Origin of the sequence: Bradyrhizobium sp. CCBAU 65884, from assembly GCF_028128835.1 — a bacterium.
Lineage (GTDB): Bacteria > Pseudomonadota > Alphaproteobacteria > Rhizobiales > Xanthobacteraceae > Bradyrhizobium > Bradyrhizobium ottawaense.
In genome coordinates, this window is the sequence record NZ_LBJU01000132.1 from 183212 (window position 1) to 202110 (window position 18899).

The window sequence follows — 18899 nt, forward strand, 5'->3', positions numbered from 1 at the left end:
TTGTGGATGACGTGCCGAACTCATCGTCGTCATGCACAAGCTTCGATCAATTTGCGTCGATCACGATCAGCAGGATGCCGTGCAATCACGGCGTCGCAGAATTGAGTGCATGTTGCTTGCCGGGCAGCGTATTGCGTTCACCATCATGTGTCCCGATGAGCGAGATTGTCTTGAACGTTACATTCGCCTGCAACGACATCTGGGCTGCGCGAGCGTCTCTACTTGATTTTGTTGAGAAGCTCATTCATCGTTTCGACGGAATATAAGAAACGTCTGCGTGTGACTTGAACTCAGGGGCTTCGGTTGAACTATTCCGATCCATCGTCGGCTGGCGACGGCAACTCGGGCTCCCGTGCGACGACGCTGTTGGCATGCCAACGACGCAGTCCGTCACTCCGAAGCACGCGACGCGCATCAGTCCAGATCGGGCGCACTGCGATTCGTTCCTTCGAACGAGAGCTCGACACGACGTGTTCGCCGGACAGCTGCAACCGTTCGATGTCTTTCGAAGGTTTCGCGGGCCAGGGTGCAAAGCGGCTTCGGGGCGCCGCAGACGAAGTTCCGGGGACGAGGTAGATTCATGCCGTTGGCACGGGAAGCCGTCGAGCTGCTGGTTCAGGCGGCGAGGGCTTGGTATTTCGAGGGCAATCAGCATGGATTGCGCGATCGCGAATGGATGGCGCTGCGCTTTCTCGGCCGCGCCAACAGGTTTTCGCGCACGCCATCCGCGCTGGCCGGCTTCATCGGCGCCACCAGAGCAACTGCATCGCAGATCGTGAAGACGCTGGAGAGCAAATCCTTTCTGGTGCGCAAGCCGTCGCAAGAGGACAAGCGTTCTGTCGTCCTGCACGTCACCGCCCAGGGCGAGAAATGCCTGAACCAGCACGACCCGATCAATCACGTGGTGAATGCGGTCACCTCGCTTGGCAACGACGAATGCGTCAGGCTGCGCGACTCGCTCCGCGAAGTTCTCAATCACCTCGACGCGGCCCATCAACGGCTCGATGCCAGCGTCTGCCGGGACTGCATGTTTCTCGCCGAACGCGGCCCGGGCACCTCCAAAGGTCGCGCGAGCGCCGAATTCATGTGCCGGCTGTATCGCGCTCCGGTCTCGCTCGATGAGACCGAACTGCTGTGCACCAGTTTCGAGCGCACCCGCGACCGCCCCAAGATCGAGGAGCATCTCGACCGCGCGCGGATGGCAAGCCAAGGCTGAGGCGCACGCAATTTCCGCGCGAGTGGTTGCGGCACAGCCCGCAGATGGCTTCGTAGCCGCGCCTGCCTTCGAACGACGCACTCCGTCCTCTCATGTCCCGGACAAGCTGCAACGCGGAGCGTTGCTGCGCAGAGCCGGGACCCAGGGACGACCCGGTATGGCACGGAGAGATGGGCCCCGGCTCCGCAGCGCACCGTCCTGCTGGACGATGCTTCGCATCGCCCAGGGGGACGCTGCGTTGCGTCTGGGGCACGAGAGCGGAGTGCGGCCAGCACTCCCTCCACCGTCATTGCGAGGCGCCCATGCGCCGAAACCGAATTTCGGATAAACGACATATTTTTCGCGCGGCCGGATTGACGGGAGCCGCGACACAGCAAGGTCCCGTAGCCCGCATGGAGTGCAGCGCAATCCGGGACCGCACGGTAAGAGATGCCCTGGACTACGCCATCGGCCGCGCCTTCGCGCGACCCGTCGGCTCCATCCGGGCAAACGGGGGCGTCAGGCATCACGCGGGATGGGCGCACAAAAAAACACCCGGCGGTTTCCCGCCGGGTGTTCATCACGTGGTTCGAAAGATCTTACCAGTTGCGCTGGGCGCGGAGCAGCAGGGTGATGCTGTCCTGATCCTTCAGCTCGTACAGGGCGGCCGGCTTGGCCGTCGTGCCGGCACCGGCGTAACCGACCGTGCCCGAGTACTTCTGGTCGAGACGGGTCCAGTTCAGGTCGCCCGAGAACGTCAGGTTCTTGACCGGGGTCCAGCGGGTGATGATACCGACCTGGCCGACGGCGAAGTCAGGGTTACAACCCGTCACACCGGCGAGACCGCCGAACACGCCGCCTGCACCGCCAGCGCCGCAGAGAGCGGTCTTGGCGACCGAGCCGTACTGCGCCTGAGCGTAGGCGCCGTAGAGCGCGGTGTTCCAGTAGGGATCCCAGTTGTGGGTGTAAGCACCGCGGAAGCCCCAGGTCTTGACGGTTTCCTGCTGGCCGCCCGTGACGAACACGGTGTCCGGAGCATAGGCGAAGCCGACGCTCTGATAGGCAACGCCCGAGCTGCCGAACATCGAGTAGCTGCTGCCCGCCAGGTTCTGGAAGTTGTAGCGGGTCGCACCGTCGGTGTAGACGCCCGAAATGTTGATCACGTCACCCGCGCCGGTCGGGATGTTCTTGATCGACAGAGCGAGCTGAACCGCCCAACCCCACTTGTCGTCGGGGTGACCGGTGGCTTCATTCGCGCCGTAGTAGGCGACGTGGTTGTCATGCGCAGCGACCGACGCCTGGAACATGCCCCAGGCCTGGTCGACACGGACCATACCGACGAGGTTCGGCGAACGCGAACCGCCGATGGCGTTGGTGCCGTAGGTGCCGCCGACCATGCTGCCTGCGGTCGCACCGGTCAGGTTGACGTTGCCGGCCTGGTAGTAAGCCGTCGCGTCTTCCGCCGAGAACGACGCCGTCACGCCCTGACCGAAGTCAGCGGTGTAGGTGAACTGGTTGACACCAGTGACCGTGCCGGAACCGCCGACGAGGCTGTCGATGTTGTTGCCGGGATAGTTGGTCCAGGGCGCGTCGAACTGCGACACGGCCTTACCCATGGTGAAGCCAGCGAACTGGATGAAGGCGTAGTACACGCCGAGCGAACCGCCCGAGGTGTTGCCGTCGGTGCCGTTGATCGACGAACCAACGAGCGCCGGCGTGGCGCCGGAGGTGTTGAGGCCGAGGTTGCCGGTATAGACCGTGCCGCCCGTCGCGGAGCCGGAGCCCTGATAGCCACCGGTGGTCCAGGTGAACACGCCGTCGAAGAAGGTACGGACGACGCCGTATTCAGTCGCGGTGCGCGTGTCGATGTTGAGATCCTGACGAGCGCGCATCTGGTAGTAGTTGCTGAGGCGGTTGTGCGCACCGGCCGGAGAGCCGTTCGAGATGCCGTAGTTGCTGTTGGTGTTGAACGCGACTTCAGCGCGCAGATAACCACCCAGCTTGATGCAGGTGTCGGTGCCCGGGATGTAGTAGAAGCCCGCGCCGTACAGCGAGCAGATCTTCACGTATTCGACGGCCTTCGCCTTCACGGGGAGATCGGCTGCGAACGCCCCGGAGACGGCCATCAGGCCGGCAGCCGAGCCGAGAAAGAGCGTCTTCGTCAACTTCATTAGTAAACCTCCAGGTCGGTTCAGGGGGCTCGGCTCCTCGGAGGAGGCCGCTTGACCCACTTAATTTCCGTTCAATTCAGGTCCGCACTGAAGGTCCGGACTGAAACGACAGTGAGGTGCCCCCCCTCCGTCGTAGCTTCACGTATAGTTTATAAAAACAACGGCCTCAATTTATTGATTTAGTGAATCGTAACTTCCGTCAGAGATGTTGCCCGATGGCAACAGGGGCGGTCGGCACGCCAACTAACTCTTTAATCCAAAACGAAAAAGCCCTCAGGGGGCATCCCGAGGGCTTTCTTGGAGGTCTCACATCGCTGTCCATCGACAGGGTCAAGAGCAGCAAAGATTGAGTGTGAGGAGACGTAATTTAATTAATTGCTTTTTGCAAGTACTAAACCGTCCAACCGTTTCCACCGCGCGGTGTCCGCCACCATTGTCTATGCGCGATATGCGAGACGATTCCCCAATATCCCATTAAAAGAGTGAATTGAGGGAAACGGGGGGCAGCCACATGATCGAGAAAAAACTCGACAGGGCGATTACGGACTTCATCTGGAACGTCGTCGAAATTCACTCCCAGCTGGAGGACATCCATACCTGCTGGGCCGGACTGCTGGGCATTACCGAGCCGCAGTGGCTGATCTTGATGGCGATCACCGAACTGGACGACGGGCGCGGCGTCGCCGGCATCGACATCGCGAACAAGTTGCGGGTCCACCCGGCCTTTGTGACCAACCAGACCAAGAGCCTCGAAAAGAGCGGCTTCCTGTCGCGGCGGCCGGCACCGGACGATGCCCGCTTCGTTCTGATGTCGCTGACGGAGAAGGCCACGACGGAAATCGAAAAACTGTCCAAGAGAAAGCTCGCCTTGAATTCGACCATCTTCAACGAGCTCGACGAGAAGACCCTGGCTGAACTGAATGCCGCGCTCGCAACGATCGGCAGGAACGCCCGGCTGGCGGCACGATTGCTGGCTATCGACGTGTCGTGACGCGCGCCTCGGCTTCGAGGCGACCGAAGCATGTCGGCAAACACCGCTCTCGAATACGATACCCCCAAGCGCTAGAGATAGGTCACGGGGTCAAGCTGACGGGCCGTTCCGAGCTTGCTGCCGAGCCATTCGAAGACGAAGTCGTCGACAGCGATGAAATTCTCGACCTCGCCGAGCGGGTGCCGGACATTGTTGGGCACGACGACCGAGCAATCTGCTCCGGTCTGCCGATAGCCGGCTTGCAGATCCAGGGCGTCCTGCTCCCATATCATGGAGCGGCTCCCGACGACCATGAGCAGCGGGCACGGAAGTCGACGCGACGGCGGCAGCGAACCCGTCGAGGCTCCGTCAGGGACGGCCTGCCCGAAGCCGGTCATCCAGCGAAGCGATGCTCTGCGCATCACCGGCGTCAGAAGGCCGCCGTCGCACACGGCGGCCGCTATTCTGCGATCCGAGAGGGCAAGGCGGGACGCATGAGAAGCGCCCTCCCCTTCGCCATAAATTGCGATCCGCCGCGCATCGACATCGGGGCGAGCCTCCAGATAGTCCAACCAGCACTGAAGCCTGTGCTCCGGCTTGAAGGAGCGATGCACCGTCGAATTGCCGGCATCAACGAACAGGAGCGACATGGTCCCGCAGAGTGAGGCCGGCAACAGCCTGCTCATCATCGAGCCCAGGGTGATGTCCTCGTCACTGAGACAGATGACCGTCGGCGCGGAAGCTCCACGATGGAGCGCCGGCAGAAAGAAGCCGGCCAGCGCCCCTTGGTCGAAGCAATCGATCTTGACGCGCTCGATCGCCAGACCGGCCTCCGCCTCGAAACCTCTCAGGCTGATGCCGACCTCGTCTGCGAGGCCGGCACTTTCGACATCTCCCGGACAAGACAAGCGTCTGACGACTTCGAGGGCCGTCAGCGAACAGAGCCACGCTTCCCGCGAAACCCAGGCGGAACGGTTTTGGTGCGCGGATTCGGCCAAGGTCCGGTAGTCGTCCGCGACCTTCAACCAGTCCGAAATCCACAGATGCCGGTGCGTCTCACGCCCAAGCTCCGCGACGGACAGGCTCTGGAAAAATTGGGACGCGCGATCCCGCAGGCGCGCCAGGCTTTGCCCGGCGCCGTCGCACGAGCCGTGCGGCCAATGATCACCTTCCATGTCAGCCCCCGAGCGGCGCCGTCAACGCTTGCCCGGACTTGCGCCCAGACCTGCCGGCTTCGCGTTCTGCGCAGCACCCAGCACATCTGCTCGACGCGATCGCTGCCGCCCCTGATCGCGTCCATCGCGCTTGCACCTGTCGATGCTGCCCGCCGCGTCGACGTCTTTCGCCACCATTCCCAACCAACCCGCTTGGGCACAAGGTCGAGGCCGCCCCAACTCAATCGTCACGTCCCAGCTCCATCGCTGAACACAGTTGTTTGCCGCGCACTCCGCCAGTCTTGCGACAGACTTGCGATGCGGGCCTTGTCGTTTCTTGTTGCGATCGGCGAACCGAAATGACGTCACTTCGCCGACGTAAAATACATGCCTGCGTAGGCCGGCATTGTGAAAGCACGATATGGTGAGGGATGCGGCGGATTGCCGCTTTCATCAATGCCGAAAGGCAATGTGACAAGAAGAAAACAGCGGGAAGCCAACGTGACGATCATCGGCACGCGACATGTGACGACGTAGGATCGCACCTCACGCTGAGCCGGACGAGCGAGACATCCTCCGGCCTACTTGGATTCGGTAAAGTCGTATGGCGTTGAGTGAGCCGATTGACACCCGCAGGTGGCGGGACAGCGAGGACCCGTCGGCGTCAAATTGGGGCTCGTCGCGGATGAGCGCCGCGCAAGCCTGATCCTTGCCGGCGGGCGGAAAGATTGCCGGATAATGCTCTTCGCGACACCCCTGCCGCCGGGATCCTGGCGCGCCTTGTATGCATTATCCCAGTTGCCATCTCCGCGCAGTTCGCTTTACATGCCGCCAACTCGCCCGCGGATGACGGCCGGGGCTCAAAAATCACACACATTGTCAAAGGGACGGAATATGGCGCGCAACATATTGATTCTCGGGGCTTCTTACGGCTCGCTGCTGGGCACGAAGCTGCTGATGGCGGGGCACAATGTGACCCTGGTCTGCCGCGCCAAGACCGCGGAGCTGATCAATCGCGAAGGTACCGAGGTGCGCATCAAGCTGCGTGACGAGGCGGTGCACCGGGCGATCTTCTCGCGCGACCTGCCCGGCAAGCTCGACGCCGTGACCCCGGCCAACGTCGACCTCTCCCGCTACGACATGGTCGGCCTTGCGATGCAGGAGCCGCAATACACCAACCACACCGTGCGCGTTCTCATGGTCAAGATCGCCGCGGCGAAGCTGCCGTGCCTGTCGATCATGAACATGCCGCCGCTGCCCTATCTGAAGCGGATCCCGGCGCTCGCCGACATGGATCTGGAAGAGGCCTACACCAATGCGCAGGTGTGGGAGCGGTTCGAGCCGGGCCTCGTGACGCTCTGCTCGCCCGACCCGCAGGCCTTCCGTCCGCCGGAAGAGGCCGCGAACGTGCTTCACGTCGGCCTGCCCACCAACTTCAAGGCGTCGGTGTTCGCCGACGACAAGCACAACAAGGTGCTGCGCGAGCTCGAGGCCGACATCGATGCGGTGACGCTCGACGGCCACGATGTGCCGGTGAAGCTGAAAGTGTTCGACTCCCTGTTCGTGCCGCTGGCGAAATGGTCGATGCTGCTCACCGGCAATTACCGCTGCATCACGCCGCACGATCCGCAGTCGATCCGCGACGCCGTGCACGGCGACCTCAAGCGCTCGCAGACGATCTACGACCACGTCGATGCCATCGCCCGCAAGCTCGGCGCCGATCCGCAGGACCAGGTGCCGTTCGCAAAATACGCCAAGGCCGCCGAGAGCCTGCTCAAGCCGTCATCGGCGGCGCGCGCGGTCGCGAGCGGCGCCCCCTTCATCGAGCGCGTCGACCTCTTGGTGAAGCTGATATCGCATCAGCTGGGCGTGCCCAATGCCGAGATCGACCGCACCGTCGAGACCGTCGATCTGAAATTGAACGAGAAGATCGTGCAGGGCGGATCCGGCGCGCAATAAGCGCGCTGCTTGCGGTGACGTCGGCGCTCACGCGCTCAGGAATGATTGAAGCCAGATCAGGCCGGTCACCGCGACAAGCGTGACCGCGCCGGTGCGCGTGATGAGGTCGGGATGCCCGAGACGGCGCGCGCCGCGGCCGAGCGTTGCGCCCAGAGTGATCCACGCGGCGCCAGCGGTGACAATCTGAAGCGCAATCGCGCCCAAGCAGGGCAACAGTTCAAGCGGCCCAGCTCCAAGTGGCAGGAGCAGGAAGGCGAAGACGAGCGCTTTCGGGTTCAACAGGGTTGTGAGCAGCACCTGGCCGAACGTCACCGGTGCACCGTCGCGCAGCTCGCGCGTGTTGACTCGCCAGAGCATGACGGCAAGGCACAGGATGTAGATGGTCACCGCGACGCGGAGCAGGACGGCCGCGAGCGGGATATCCATGACGATGGGCCCGAGCGCCAGCCGCAGCAGCGCGATCGCCAGCAGATAGCCGGCGAGCTCCGCCACAAGCAGATGAAGCGAGCGCACGATGCCGATCCCCGCGCCCGACGTCGCGAGCAAGGTGTTGGTCGGCCCGGGCACGGCCAGCAGGAAATAGGTCGCCGTGAAGAAGGTCAGGAAGCTCATGCGCCTGAGCTAGCAGGCCCCGGGCCAGGCCGGTTTGATCTTCATCATCGAATCCGGTCCTCAAAGCCCGGATTCGACCCGAATCCGCCCATTCCGTGGCCGCCGATTTGCGAAAAATTTGCATCCATGCGAGGTCTGTCCTTACGTAACAGAGGCCGCCGGGATGCCTCGGCAGAGACTCCAGATGCCGGCTGCGGGCAGCGGGTTCCAAGCCTGCCCGCGATAGCCGGATTGACGGGCGAAAGAACAAGTCATCGAAGATGGATCAGTCGACGTTGCAGGTCGCTCGCGCGGTGGAGGCCGGCGCGACAACCATGAAGAGTGTCATCGACGCGACCGGATTGTCCCGTCTCAAGGTCGAGCGCGCCTTGAACACTCTGGAGAAGCAGAAGCTGCTGGTCCGCGACGGCCAGGGTTTCAAGGCAGCCGGCCAGCCGAAGACGGCGCCGTTCGCCCGGCAATGCGGATCCTGCAACGCCTGCTGCGACATTCTCGAGGTGGCCGCCGTCGACAAGCCGGTGAACCAGCTCTGCAAGCACTGGCAGACGGGCACCGGCTGCACCATCTACGACCGCCGCCCGCAGATGTGCCGCTCCTTCGTCTGCGCCTGGCTGCAAGGGCATCTCGACGACGACTGGTTCCCGGCGAAGTCGGGCATCATCGTCCATTTCAGCCAGGATGCCGTGAACGTCACGGTCGACGACCATTGCCCCGATCGCTGGCGCGAAGAGCCTTATTTCAGCAAGCTCGCCGAATGGTCGCTGAATGGGATCAAGCGGATCGGAAACCGCGGCTATGCCACTCTCGTCGTCTCCGGCGCCGACCGTTTCCTGCTGCTCGGACGCACCGTCGTTCCCGAGCCGACGCTGTTTGGCACGGCGTTCGTGCCGCTGACGGCCGACACGTTCCAATTCTGGCGGGCGACATCGCCGGAGCATTTGCAGCGATTGCATGCGCGCATCGCCGAGATGGAGCGGATCAGGCAGGAATTCGGCTCCTGCGCGATCCCCGCAAACGAGGACGACGATCCGCAAGCCCCCTATCGGCCCGCACTTTTACGGCTATCGAATCACGCCTGAACGCCGCCGTGGGCAACGCGGCCTGATCAGCGCCGTGCCGCTCGACGCGCCGCGACGGTATTGATAAGCCCCTGTCCGCGAATGACGGGGACTTGAGTCGGGCATGACGGTTGCAATCGAGATGGGGCAGACCACGGCAGGCGCCGCGGCCGCCATGGACCTCGAGGAACTCTTGGCGACCCGTCTCCTGGTGCAGGGCAATTCGGGCTCCGGCAAGTCGCATCTGCTGCGGCGGCTCTTGGAACAGAGCGCGCCGTGGGTGCAGCAGGCCATCATCGACCCCGAAGGTGATTTCGTCACGCTGGCCGAGCGTTTTGGCCATCTCGTGATCGAGGCCGAGGATCACACCGAGCGCGGCCTTCAGGTCGCCGGCGAGCGCGCGCGGCTGCACCGCGTCTCCACCGTGCTCAATCTCGAAGGGCTCGACGCCGAGAACCAGATGCGCCGCGCCGCGGCGTTTCTCGGCGGGATGTTCGAGGTCGACCGCAACCATTGGTATCCAATGTTGGTGGTCGTCGACGAGGCGCAGCTGTTTGCGCCAGCGGTGGCCGGTGAAGTCTCGGACGAGGCGCGAAAACTCTCGCTCGGCGCCATGACCAATCTGATGTGCCGCGGCCGCAAGCGTGGGCTGGCCGGTATCATCGCGACCCAGCGGCTGGCGAAGCTCGCCAAGAACGTCGCGGCGGAAGCCTCGAATTTCCTGATGGGGCGCACTTTCCTCGACATCGACATGGCGCGCGCCGCCGATCTGCTCGGCATGGAGCGGCGGCAGGCCGAGTCCTTCCGCGATCTCGAGCGTGGGCAGTTCATGGCGCTGGGACCTGCGCTGTCTCGCCGTCCATTGCGCCTGAACATCGGCCCGACCGATACAAGCCCGCGCAATTCCACGCCGCGGCTGATGCCGCTACCGGAGGCGGCCACGGAAGATATGCGCGCCATGATCCTGGCCGCGCCGCCGCCCGATGCCAGCCGGCCGCAACGACGGCCGGCGCCGGATCTGCTCGAGCAGCTCCGCGCCGCGAAGGCCGCCGCGCCGGTGATCCAGCCGGAAGTGGACGAGGTGCCGGTCAGCGCCGAGGAGCTCGCCGAGCGGCGCGAACGCGTCGATCGCACGCTGCGTGCCGTGCTCGCCGCGCCCGACGCCGGCTTCCGCGCCGTCGGCGTGCTCTATCAGGAGTTCGTGGTCCGCTGCCGGATCGAGGGACTGGGCTCGGCCGTCCCTGACCTTACCGAATTCCGCCGCATGCTGACGCGCGCACGCGCGGGGCTCGGCGCCGAGCATGCCGAAGACGACGCCTGGCAGGACGTATCGCTGCGCGCATCCATTTTGCCGGACGACATGCAGGGCGTATTCATGATGATCGCGCGCGCGGCGAAGGAAGGCTGGCCATGCCCCGGCGACGCCGCGATCGCGCGGGCCTATGGCTCGCATTCGCTGCGGCGGGCGCAGCGGCTGCTCGGCTACATGGAGGAGCAGGGCCTGATCGTCGTCCAGCTCGACGGCGGCGGACGCAGGATCGTGACGCTGGTGGAGCTGGCCTGGGCCACGGCCCCCGGCGATCCCAATGGCGATGATCTGCCGGCGGAGCAGGTCGCGAGCGCGGCTTCGGCTTGAAGCGGGATGGAGGTCGTCATGCCCGGGCTTGTCCCGGGCATCCACGTTCTTCGTGCCTGGAGGCAAGACGTGGATGGCCGGGTCAAGCCCGGCCATGACGTGGAGAGGTCAGCGCATTGCGTCAGGCAGCCTCGGAGCCGCCGAGATAGGCGTCGCGGATTCGAGGGTCGTCCTTCAGCGCCCGCGCCGGGCCGGACAGCACGATCTTGCCGGTCTGGAGCACATAGGCTTCGTGTGCGATCTCCAGCGCGAGGCTGGCGTTCTGCTCGACCATGAACACCGAGACGCCCTCCTGATTGATGGTCCGGATCAGCTCCAGCACGCGGTCGACATAGAGCGGCGACAGGCCCATGGTCGGCTCGTCCATCACGATCATCCTGGGACGGCTCATCAGCGCGCGCGCCATCGCCACCATCTGCTGCTCGCCGCCGGACAAGGAGCCGGCGCGCTGCGACAGCCGCTGGCCGAGCTTCGGGAACAGCGTCAGCATCTTGTCGAGATCCTGCGCGATCGCGTCGCGATCGTTGCGGACGAAGGCGCCCATCAGGATGTTCTCACGCACGCTCATGTCCGCGAACAGCCGCCGCGCCTCCGGCACCGAGGCGATGCCGCGGCGGACGATCTGCGGCGTCGAGAGGCCAAGCAGCGAGGCGCCGTCGAACGTGACATCGCCCGAGCGCGGCTTCACAAGGCCCAAGATGATCTTCATCGTCGTCGACTTGCCGCTGGCATTGCCGCCGAGCAGGCAGACGATGTGGCCGCGCGCGACTGTGATCGACAGGTCGAAATGCACCTGGGCCTGGCCGTAGAAGGTGTTGACGTTGGACAGCGCCAGCAGCGGTTCGGGTGTGCTCGCCGTCATGCCGCGCTCTCCTGCTCCGACGCTCCCGACAGGCCGTGCCCGAGATAGGCCTCGATCACCTTGGGATCGCCACGCACGGCTTCGCCCGGCCCTTCCGCGATCTTCTTGCCCTCGTCCATGACGATGACGCGGTCGGAGAGACGCATCACCATCTCCAGCTTGTGCTCGATCAGGAGGATGGTCAGCCCTTCCGCCTTGAGCTCGGCGACGAGGCCCTGCATCTCCGTTGTTTCCGTCGGGTTCATGCCGGCGGTCGGCTCGTCGAGCAGCAACAGGCGCGGCTTGAGCGCGAGCGCGCGCGCGATCTCGACGCGGCGGCGGTTGGCGTAGGACAGGCTATAGGCGGGCTGGTCGATCCGCGGCAGCAGCCGCTCGCCGAAGCGGGCGAGGATGGCCTTCACCTCCTCGCGCAGCCGCTCTTCTTCGGCCCTGACGCTCGCGGGCCGCAGCAGCGCCAACCCCAATTCCAGCAGCGGACCGATCACCGGCACCGCCGGCTTCACCGCGCGCAGCCGCGTGTGCGCGCCGATCAACACGTTGTCCATGACGCTGAGATTGCCGAAGACGCGGCCGAGCTGGAAGGTGCGCGCGATGCCTTCGGCCGCGAGTCGTTCCGGCGACAGCCCTGTGATGTCCTGACCCTCGAAGCGGACCGTGCCGGCGTCGGGCCGATCGAGCCCGGTGACGAGATTGAACAGCGTCGTCTTGCCGGCGCCGTTGGGGCCGATGATGCTGATCAGCTCGCCCTTGGCGAGATCGAGATCGATGGCGTCGACCGCGGTGAGGCCGCCGAAGCGCCGCGTCAAGCCGCGCAGGGACAGCATGTTCGTGTGCTGCTCCGCCATCACATCGTCCCCAACAGGCCTTGCGGCCTGAACCGCACGAGGAGCAGCAGCACGATGCCGTAGATCAGGATGCGATACTCCGCTGCGATCCGGAAGACTTCGGGCAGGCCGACCAGCGCGACCGAGCCGAGAATCGCGCCGACGACATTGCCGAGACCGCCCAGAATGACCACGGTCAGCGCCAGGATCGATTGCTGCGTGTTGAAGGTCTCGTGGTTGATGTAGGAATAGAGGTGCGCCGCGATGCCGCCGCTGACGCCGGCGGCGAACCCGCCGAAGATGAATGCCAGCGATTTGTAGCGGTTCAGGCTGAGGCCATAGGCACGCGCGGCGATGTCGTCATCGCGGATGGCGCGAAAGCTGCGGCCGAGATGCGAGGTCAGCAGTCGCCCCTGCAGCAGCGCCAGCACGACCATCACCGCGAAGCTGAACCAGTAGATCGACGTCGGGCTGATCAGATCGTAGCCGAACAGCGACAGCGGCGGGATGCCGGAGATGCCGATCGGGCCGCGTGTGACGCTTTCCCAATTCAGGATCACCAGCGACACGATCTCGCCGATGGCGAGCGTCGCGATCGACACGTAATGCCCGCGCAGCCGGAACGACGGCGAGATCAGCGCCGTGCCGAGCGCGGCGCACATCAGGCCGCCGCCGATGATCGAGAGGCCCACCGGCACGGAGAAGGTCAGCGACAACAGCGCGGAGGTGTAGGCGCCGATCGCGAGCAGCGCGGCATGGCCAAGCGAGACCTGGCCGATCGTGCCCGCAACCAGCGTCAGGCTGAGCGCGAGCATGCCGAGCAGCCAGGCGTTGATCAGGGTCTGCAGCACGTAGAACGACACCGAGAAGAGCGGCAGGACCGCGAAGATCGCGGCCGCAACAGCCAAGGCCCAGCGCGGAATGCGCACCGGGCGGCTCGGCGCGATGAAGGTGCCGGTGAGCGGCTCGGGCGGCGCCTGCCGCGCGCTCGCGAACAGGCCGTTCGGCCGCAATACGAGCACGACAACCAGCAGCAGGAACGCGAACAGATTGCGGTAGCTGGTGCCGAACACCGCAACGCCGTAGCTTTCGACGAGGCCCAGCAGCAGGCTGCCGATCACCGCGCCGGGCACATTTCCGGCGCCGCCGACCACTTCGGCGACGACGCCCTTGAGCGTCGCCTGCAGGCTCATCGCGGTGTCGATCTGGTTGTAGTACATGCCGACCAGCATGCCGGAGACACCGCCGAGCGCGGCGGCAATGCCGAACACCGCCTGATTGACACGGTTGACGTCGACGCCCATCTGCATGGCGGCATCGCGATCCTGCGCGGTGGCGCGCACGGCCCAGCCGAGCTTGGAGTAGCGCAGGAACACGAACAACAGAATCGCGCTGGTGAGGCCGACGCCGGCGATCAAGAGATCGAGCGGGCCGATGGTGCCGCCGCCGACCTGAAAGCGGACATCCGGCAACTGGCTCGGCAGCGCGCGCGGATTGGGCGAGAAGGTCAGCATCACCAGCTGATCGAGCACGAAGCTGATGCCGATCGTGGCGAGCAGCGGCGCGATGCGCACCGAGTTCTGCAGCGGCCGCAGGCCGAACCGTTCGATGATCAACCCGACGATCGCGGCAGCGACCGCGACCACGATGATGGTGAGCGGCAGCGGCGTATGCAGCTGCACCACCGCGACCCAGCCGATATAGGCGCCGACCAGATAGATCGAGCCCTGCGCGAAGTTGATCAGCCGGCTGACGCCGAAGATCAGCGCAAGCCCGACCGCAACGAGGGCATAGACATTGCCGACGATCAGCCCGTTGATCGTGTAGTCGAGCCAGGAAGACACGCGATGGCCCCAAGGAGAGAGAGAAGCGGCAGAAGCGAATGCCCCGGCCATCAGGTCAGGTCGGCTTGCCGTCCCAGAGCGCGAACTGCCCCTTGCGCACGACGAGTTCGGCGTTCATGGCGCCCTTGACGCGGCGGCTCTCGACGTCGAACGTCGCGGAACCGAAGATGACGCTGGAGACGTCCTTCACTTTCGTGAAGGCATCGCGGACCGCACGGCGGTCGGTGCCGCCGATCTTGACCACGGCGGCCGCCATGTTCATCGCATCATAGGAATAAGCGTTGAAGGCGTCCGGCTCCTGCCCGCCGTACTTCGCCTTGAAGCCCGAGATGAATTTCTTCACCTCGGGCCTGGGATCCTCGGGGAAATAGCGCGTGCCGAGATGGACATCCTCGACCGCCTCGCCGCCGAGCTCCAGAAACTTCGGCGAGTAGACCGAGCTCGCGGCGCAGATCACCTGCTTCAGGCCGACCTGCCGCGCCTGACGGGCGATCAGCGCACCGTCGGAATAATAGGAGATCAGGATCAACCCGTCCGGGCTGGCGTCGCGCACGCGCACCAGGGTGGAGCGGAAGTCGCGCTCCTCCGCGATGTAGCCCTCGGTCACCGCGACCTCGGCGCCGTATTCCTTCGCCGCCTTGACGAAATAGTCGCGGCTGGTGCGGCCCCAATCGGTGTTGAGGTGCAGCACCGCGAGCTTCTTGAGGCCGAGGCGCTTCACCGCATAAGCCGCCAGCAGCGGCTGCTCGTCGGCCTGGCTGACCGAGGTGCTCCACATGAAGTCGCCGCCCTTGGTGAAATCGGGGTGCGAGTTGGTGAAGCCGAATTGCACGAGGCCGCCGCGCTGGTAGATCGGCGAGGCCGCCATCGAGGCGGGACTGGAGAAGTCGCCGAGCTCCATGACGATCCGGGGATCGGAGACGAACTTCTGGGCGATCGCCACCGACTGGCGCGGATCGCTCTGGCTGTCCTCGAACTGATAAGCGAGCTTGCGCCCGTTGATGCCGCCGGCCGCCATGATCTCGTCGAGCGCGAGATCAAAACCCTGCTTCCACTGCGTGCCATATTGCGCGTTCGGTCCCGTCAGGGGGCCGCTGACGCCGAGCAGGATCGGTTCGGACGATTGCGCGAAGGCGCCGCGCGAGACGGCCGCTCCCGCCATCATGGCGGCGAGAGACCCCTTCACCAGGCTACGACGATCGATGTTGCTCATGCACGGCTCCATCCACTCAATGTTGAAACAAGCAGCAATTCTTGTGCCGCCGAGATTGGCTATTTCGAGGGCTCGCCGAGCGACAGCATCAGCCGGTTCGCCCAGTTGAAGAACGAGGCGCCGTTGATGACGTCGACGATCTCGGCATCGTCGAGACCGGCGCGGCGCAGCTCTGAGATATTGTCGGGCCCGAACGCGATCGGCGTGGCAGCCAGCGCCACCGAGGCCTTGACCACGGCATTCCAGCGCTCGCCGAGGTCGGCCTTGATGCCCTCGTCGAGCAGGCGCTGCACGTCGTCGCGGCGCTTGGAATAGGTGCTGGCGAAGCGCGCATGCACGGAGGCGCAATAGATGCAGCCGTTGTAGCGCGAGGTCGCGGCCGCCGCGAGCTCGCGCTCGGCGCGCGGCAAGCCGTCGGCGACGTTGTAGAAGATGTCCTTGTCGGTCTTGGTGCGGGCTTCCAGCACTTCGGGATCGCGCACCAGCAGGCGGAAATATTCCGACTTGGCGCGCGAGCGATCGACGAGGCCCGAGTAATGCCGCTCGGTCAGCTCGGCCTCGGGCAGCGGATCGATCCACGAGACCCAACCGAGCTCGTCCTGGGTGAAGACGACGGGCGGGTTGACGGCGGCGCTCATGATGCGGTCTCCTCTTATGCGTTCGCCGCGGCGAGCGTGCGCAAGCCGCTGACGACCCGCACCTGGAACGACAGGAACGCGACGAGTTGGGAGAAGGTGACGATGCCGGTGGTCGACCAGCCGGCGTCAAGCAGCGCCTTCATGTCGGCGGCTGCGGCATCGCGGGGCCGGAACACCAGGAGGTGTGCATGCTCGAGCGCTGCTGCGAGCTTCGCACCAAGCGCCGGCTTGCTCGCGGCGCTCACGCGATAGATCAGGCCGGCCGTGTTCTCGATCGACAGTGGGCCGGCGGGATACGAGCCATAGGGACCCGAGGTCCTGCCCCGCGCAATCTCGGCGTCGATCGCCTCCAGCAGGCGCGCACCGTCCGCGTTTGCGGCAAGCTTGTCGCGATAGAAGGTGGCAACGGGCGACTCGCCATGGAGCCCGGTCACGAAGGCGGCGACGGCCGCGCGCTCGGCCAGCGAGACATCGCCCGCGTCGATCGGCTCGAACAGCGAGAGATAGCTCTTCTGCGCGTTCTCGCGCGCCTGCAGGCGGCGGGCGCGGATGGCGTCCAGCGCCGAGCCCGGCTGGATCCCGGCGAGTGTGTCGATGATATCCTGCGTAGTCATCATTCGGCCTCGTGCAACGCGATGCTCTTCATGTCCAATCAGCCCGCCAGCGCCACGTCGGGCGCCGTCCGGGTCCAGCCCAGCGCGGGTGCGACCTTCTCCGCGACGAGATCGATCGAGCGCAGGACGTGGGGATGCGGGGCATCGACCGAATGCACCTGGAACACGAGATCGGTCACCCGCTCCAGTGTGGCATCGGCGCGCAGCGAGGCGATGACCTCGTCGGCGCCGCCGACATGGGTGTCGAACGCCGTGATCATCTCCTCCAGCGTCTCGCCCGGCTTGGCGTGGCCGCCCTTGAGAAACTGCGGCAGCGCACGCCGCAAGCCAATGTCTGCAAGCCGCAACGCCTCGCGATGATCGTCGGCGACGAACACGCTGCGCGAGGCCATGATGCGGGGCTCGGCCCCCTTGGGCAGCGCTTCCAGATAGGCATCGATCACCGGATTCTGGATCTCGGCCAGCGTCGCCTTCGGCGCCTCCTTGGTCCGCGGCTGGGTGCGCGACAGCAACAGGCCGTCACCGGCCTTGCCGGCTCGGGCACCGCCCGCGACCGAGAACGTGGCCTGCCAGATCCGCTTGTCCAGCTGCGGCCGTTGCGGATAGATCGTGTCGCCACCCTCGAGCGGCTTGCCGACCAGGGCGGAGCGGACGACCTCCAGATTGCGGGCAAAGATCTCGTTGCGCTGGGCGCTGTCGAGGCCGAAGGCGGCAAAGGCCGACGGATTGCCGCCGGTGCCGACGCCGAGCTCGAAGCGGCCGTCGCAGATCAGATCGAGCACGGCTGCGTCCTCCGCCACCCGCACCGCATTCTCCAGCGGCAGCGTCACGATGCCGGTACCGAGGCGGATGCGCGAGGTCTGGGCGGCGACGTAGCCGAGAAAGGTGAAGGGCGACGGCAGGCCGCCTTCGCGCTCGTGGAAATGATGCTGCGCGATCCACGCAGAATCGAGGCCCGCCTTTTCGGCGCGCACGATCTGCTCGGCCGCGAAGCGATAGCGCTCGGCGGGCGGGGCCTCGTCCAAAAGCCGCGTGAAAAATCCCAGGCGTTTCAGATTTGCAAAGCGTTTCATGCGACCCCTGTCGGACTGGGATGACCAGGCTGCCGATGATGTCGGTTACTGCTGCTCCAGACAAGCGGGCATTGCGCAGGGCTCATACGCAAAGGCTCGTACGCAACGCTGCCCGCCGGGATCGCCCCTGCGCTGGAGCTGGGCAGATTGCCTACCAGCTCGGCAGCACCGCGCCCTTGAACTTGGTCAGGACGAACTCCTTGACCTCCGGCGTGTGGTAGCTGTCGACGAGGATCTTGACCCAGGGCTTGTCCTTGTCGGCGGTGCGCACGGCGATCAAGTTGACATAGGGGCCCTTCGGGTCCTCGCGCAGGATCGGATCCTTGACCGGATCGAGGCCCGCCTGGGTTGCATAATTGGTGTTGATCGCGGCGGCGTCGACATCGTCGAGCGCGCGCGGCGCCTGCGCCGCGTCGACCTCGATGAACTTCAGCTTCTTCGGGTTCTCGGTGATGTCGAGCACCGTCGGCTTGAAACCGGTGCCGTCCTTCAGCTTGATCAGGCCCTTGTCGCGCAGCAACAGCAGCACGCGGCCGCCATTGGTCGGATCGTTGGGGATCGAGACCTTGCCGCCCTCGGGGATGTCGGCGATGGCCTTGTGCTTCTTCGAATAGACGCCGATCGGGAAATTCACGGTCAGGCCGACGGCCTCGATCTTGTAGCCGCGGTCGGCTTTCTGGTTGTCCAGATATGGCTGGTTCTGGAACGAATTGGCCTGGATCTCGCCGGCATCGAGCGCGGCGTTCGGCACGACATAGTCGGAGAATTCGAGCAGCTGGATGTCGAGGCCCTGCTTGGCGGCGATCGGCTTCACTGCCTCCAGGATCTGCGCATGCGGGCCCGGCGTCACGCCGATCTTGATGGTCTCGGCGGTGGCTGCTGCCGACCAGGCGGCGAGCGCGGTTGCGAGCATCAGGGGGAAGCGAAACGACATCTTGGTCTCCATGGCACGGCGAGAATGATTGGAACCGTATTCGCTTCTCCGCCGGATGAAATCAATGAAATGGAAAACCATATTTGCCGCCTGGCGCGGACAACGCTTCTCCGTTCGATCCGATGTGGGGAACGAACGCGCA

General features: G+C 65.0%; 16 protein-coding genes. 5 read left to right on the top strand and 11 right to left on the bottom strand.

The window, feature by feature from the left end; translation table 11 throughout:
• Positions 1-580: 580 nt before the first annotated feature.
• A complete protein-coding gene (locus XI03_RS35650; protein ID WP_091960795.1) occupies positions 581-1216 on the top strand; it encodes a MarR family winged helix-turn-helix transcriptional regulator in 636 nt (211 codons plus the stop codon).
• A gap of 578 nt (positions 1217-1794) precedes the next feature.
• On the opposite strand, the gene XI03_RS35655 is transcribed toward XI03_RS35650, so the two are convergent.
• On the bottom strand, positions 1795-3366 hold the full coding sequence (locus tag XI03_RS35655) for a porin (protein WP_095425962.1): 1572 nt from the start codon (positions 3364-3366) through the stop codon (positions 1795-1797).
• Between the two features lie 511 nt (positions 3367-3877).
• On the opposite strand from XI03_RS35655, the gene XI03_RS35660 reads away from it, so the two are divergent.
• On the top strand, positions 3878-4357 hold the full coding sequence (locus tag XI03_RS35660; protein ID WP_028144358.1) for a MarR family winged helix-turn-helix transcriptional regulator: 480 nt from the start codon (positions 3878-3880) through the stop codon (positions 4355-4357).
• A gap of 71 nt (positions 4358-4428) precedes the next feature.
• Here XI03_RS35660 and XI03_RS35665 read toward each other — a convergent pair whose 3' ends face one another.
• Positions 4429-5511: an alpha/beta hydrolase gene (locus XI03_RS35665; RefSeq protein ID WP_271594703.1), complete on the bottom strand. Its 1083-nt coding sequence runs from the start codon at positions 5509-5511 to the stop codon at positions 4429-4431.
• Positions 5512-6384: 873 nt separating this feature from the next.
• On the opposite strand from XI03_RS35665, the gene XI03_RS35670 reads away from it, so the two are divergent.
• Positions 6385-7449 (top strand): ketopantoate reductase family protein, encoded by a 1065-nt coding sequence (locus tag XI03_RS35670; RefSeq protein ID WP_212248884.1) that lies wholly within the window; start codon positions 6385-6387, stop codon positions 7447-7449.
• Positions 7450-7476: 27 nt separating this feature from the next.
• On the opposite strand, the gene XI03_RS35675 is transcribed toward XI03_RS35670, so the two are convergent.
• Entirely contained in the window at positions 7477-8061 is a 585-nt protein-coding gene (locus tag XI03_RS35675) for a LysE family translocator (RefSeq protein WP_271594704.1), read from the bottom strand.
• A gap of 260 nt (positions 8062-8321) precedes the next feature.
• On the opposite strand from XI03_RS35675, the gene XI03_RS35680 reads away from it, so the two are divergent.
• Both XI03_RS35680 and XI03_RS35685 read left to right on the top strand, forming a co-directional pair.
• Positions 8322-9140: a YkgJ family cysteine cluster protein gene (locus XI03_RS35680; RefSeq protein ID WP_271594705.1), complete on the top strand. Its 819-nt coding sequence runs from the start codon at positions 8322-8324 to the stop codon at positions 9138-9140.
• Positions 9141-9243: 103 nt separating this feature from the next.
• A complete protein-coding gene (locus XI03_RS35685) occupies positions 9244-10755 on the top strand; it encodes an ATP-binding protein (protein ID WP_271594706.1) in 1512 nt (503 codons plus the stop codon).
• A 121-nt stretch (positions 10756-10876) separates the two neighbouring features.
• Here the strand turns inward: XI03_RS35685 and XI03_RS35690 are convergent, their stop codons facing one another.
• The 8 genes from XI03_RS35690 to XI03_RS35725 form a co-directional block, all read right to left on the bottom strand.
• A complete protein-coding gene (locus tag XI03_RS35690; RefSeq protein WP_271594707.1) occupies positions 10877-11617 on the bottom strand; it encodes an ABC transporter ATP-binding protein in 741 nt (246 codons plus the stop codon).
• A complete protein-coding gene (locus XI03_RS35695; RefSeq protein WP_271594708.1) occupies positions 11614-12462 on the bottom strand; it encodes an ABC transporter ATP-binding protein in 849 nt (282 codons plus the stop codon). Before XI03_RS35695 ends, XI03_RS35690 begins: the two co-directional genes overlap by 4 nt.
• On the bottom strand, positions 12462-14285 hold the full coding sequence (locus XI03_RS35700; RefSeq protein WP_271594709.1) for an ABC transporter permease: 1824 nt from the start codon (positions 14283-14285) through the stop codon (positions 12462-12464). Before XI03_RS35700 ends, XI03_RS35695 begins: the two co-directional genes overlap by 1 nt.
• Positions 14286-14340: 55 nt before the next feature.
• The gene (locus tag XI03_RS35705) at positions 14341-15498 is read right to left on the bottom strand and encodes an ABC transporter substrate-binding protein (RefSeq protein WP_028144349.1); all 1158 of its coding nucleotides are present in this window, start codon (positions 15496-15498) and stop codon (positions 14341-14343) included.
• Between the two features lie 59 nt (positions 15499-15557).
• On the bottom strand, positions 15558-16136 hold the full coding sequence (locus XI03_RS35710) for an alkylhydroperoxidase domain protein (protein ID WP_271594710.1): 579 nt from the start codon (positions 16134-16136) through the stop codon (positions 15558-15560).
• A gap of 14 nt (positions 16137-16150) precedes the next feature.
• Positions 16151-16753 carry a CMD domain protein gene (locus XI03_RS35715; protein WP_404535455.1) on the bottom strand — a complete coding sequence of 201 codons (603 nt, stop codon included), beginning with the start codon at positions 16751-16753 and terminating at the stop codon, positions 16151-16153.
• Positions 16754-16788: 35 nt separating this feature from the next.
• Positions 16789-17823 (bottom strand): putative FMN-dependent luciferase-like monooxygenase, encoded by a 1035-nt coding sequence (locus XI03_RS35720; RefSeq protein WP_271594711.1) that lies wholly within the window; start codon positions 17821-17823, stop codon positions 16789-16791.
• Positions 17824-17974: 151 nt separating this feature from the next.
• The gene (locus tag XI03_RS35725; RefSeq protein ID WP_028144345.1) at positions 17975-18769 is read right to left on the bottom strand and encodes a MetQ/NlpA family ABC transporter substrate-binding protein; all 795 of its coding nucleotides are present in this window, start codon (positions 18767-18769) and stop codon (positions 17975-17977) included.
• Between the last annotated feature and the right edge of the window lie 130 nt (positions 18770-18899).